The organism is Youngiibacter fragilis 232.1 (genome assembly GCF_000495435.3).
Lineage (GTDB): Bacteria > Bacillota > Clostridia > Clostridiales > Clostridiaceae > Youngiibacter > Youngiibacter fragilis.
This window is the reverse complement of record NZ_AXUN02000109.1, coordinates 1-2,259: the sequence shown is the minus strand read 5'-3', so window position 1 is coordinate 2,259 and position 2,259 is coordinate 1. Positions and strand designations below refer to the sequence as shown.

2 protein-coding genes are annotated in these 2,259 nt (G+C 43.6%); one reads left to right on the top strand and one right to left on the bottom strand.

Annotated features, from left to right (window positions below):
- On the top strand, positions 1 to 1,205 hold a 1,205-nt coding region (locus T472_RS06010), incomplete at its 5' end, for a dicarboxylate/amino acid:cation symporter (RefSeq protein WP_023863419.1).
- Positions 1,206 to 1,255: 50 nt separating this feature from the next.
- Here the strand turns inward: T472_RS06010 and T472_RS06005 are convergent.
- Positions 1,256 to 2,191, bottom strand: coding sequence for a polysaccharide deacetylase family protein (locus tag T472_RS06005; protein WP_082447588.1), 936 nt, complete (start codon positions 2,189 to 2,191; stop codon positions 1,256 to 1,258).
- Between the last annotated feature and the right edge of the window lie 68 nt (positions 2,192 to 2,259).

The window sequence follows — 2,259 nt, the reverse complement described above, 5'->3', positions numbered from 1 at the left end:
ATTTTTTAAGTGGAATATCCATTTTTGGTGAAAAGGCTACAGTATTGAAGCCTTTTGGTGATTTGTTCCTCAATCTTATGTTTACTGTGGTAACACCACTTGTTTTTGCCACAATAGCAAGCGCTGTAGGAAATATGGTCAATATGAAGAGGCTTGGGAAGATCCTTGGCAACATGTTCATGATGTTCGTTGGAACTGGATTGATAGCCGCTTTCGTAATCATATTTGTCGTCAAGGTTCTGCCGCCGGCGCAGGGTGTGAATCTCGCACTCGAAGCATCTTCAGAACTTGAAACCGTGAAGCTCGCTGACCAGATAATTGGTGCCCTGACGGTCAATGATTTCAGCAAACTCCTTTCAAGATCAAACATGATGCCGTTAATCGTATTCTCGATCATCTTTGGGTTCTGTGTCAGTTCCATAGGTGGTGAGGACAATATTGTTGCCAAATTCCTTGATTCCCTTTCAAATGTAATGATGAGATTTGTTGGTATAATAATGCTTTACGCGCCTATCGGGCTTGGTGCATATTTTGCAAACCTTGTAGGAGAATTCGGTCCTCAGCTGCTTGGTGCTTATGGAAGAGCCATGGCAATATACTATCCTGTATGTATCTTGTATTTCTTCATCGCATTCAGCGGTTATTCATACTTTGCAGGCGGAAAGCTTGGAATTAAGACATATTTCAGGAACATAATATCCCCATCTGTAACGTCGATAGCAACCCAAAGTTCTATTGCCACGCTGCCAGTCAACCTAAATGCTACTAAAAACATGGGAGTTCCAAAGGATATCAGGGAAATAATCCTGCCAATCGGAGCCACCATGCATATGGATGGAACAGTATTATCATCCATATTGAAGATTTCATTCCTCTTCGGGATATTTGGACAGGACTTCTCAGGTATGGGAACTTATCTGACAGCAATCCTCATTTCAATACTGGGTGGAGTTGTCATGTCAGGTATTCCAGGTGGTGGACTTGTTGGAGAAATGCTTATTGTAAGCCTCTTCGGATTCCCTCCTGAAGCCTTCCCTATTATCGCTACAATAGGTTTTCTTGTGGACCCAGCTGCAACCTGGATCAATGCCACGGGTGATGCAGTCGTATCCATGATGGTAACAAGGCTTGTTGAAGGAAAGAACTGGATGAGCAAAGACCTGACAAACGAATCAAGAGAAAAAATCGATATTAAAGTAAGCTGATATTGGAAGAAACCCGCATGGCGAATGCTGCCTGCGGGTTTCTTCAATCTTTACCTGTTTTTCACTGCTTCTGACATGGTAATGAACTCAAATCCAGATCCCAAAAGCTCCTCAATTGCACCAACCAGGCCATCAAATGTATCCGATTCAGGATGGTTAATATGCATCAATATTATGTCACCAGGTTTAGCACCCTTAACAATGTTAATGATCCTAGACCTGGAATAAGTAGCCCCGCCATCTCCGCTGATTGTATATCCAGCAGCGGAAACTTTGAGGTCATTAAGCATGCTGATTGAAATGTCATCATAAAACGCCGTTCCTGACCTGAAGAACTCAGGACTTCTCCCGGTAATCCTCTCAATCCTCTCAGAGTTCACCATAACCTCGTCGTAAGCCTCTCCAATGTCCTTGGTACCACTTATACCATATACAGACCTGCCGTCGCTTGTGAGGGGCTTGTGGCTCTTTCCATGGTTCTCTATCTGGAATAAGGAACTTTCGGACAGGCGTTTCAACTCCTTTTCATGCATGTCAATCCATTTCCCGCTTACGAACAGAGTTGCTCTGATTTTCTTCTTTTCCAGATAATCGGTTATCCTTCTGTCATAGCTTCCACCGCAGGCATCAAGAGTCAAAGCGATCTGCTTTCCTGTAGGTATGAAACCTGATATTATGCCATCCATTCGCTCCCCGAATTTTCTTGGAACATCATCAGAGTATTTCTCGATTATTTGCTTCCTGCCTAATACCTGTATTGGTTCCAAAACCGGTTGCTGCTCAGGCTCAGTTGGCGTAACCGGATCATTGGCCACAACTGTTGGCTGTATTTCGGCAGGCACACTGGTTTCATTATTAGGCTTATTGCCCGATGAGCATGAAAAAAGAACAGCAGTGATCGCCAGTGCCAAAACTATCTTTGCTCTTGATCCCATCACGACTGTCCCCCTTTGAACCATATGTATTGATTGTATTTTATTTTTCAATGCAAAGTAAATCCCCCGGACCAAAAGATCCGGGGGATTTTACTGACCTGGCGACAACCTACTTTCCC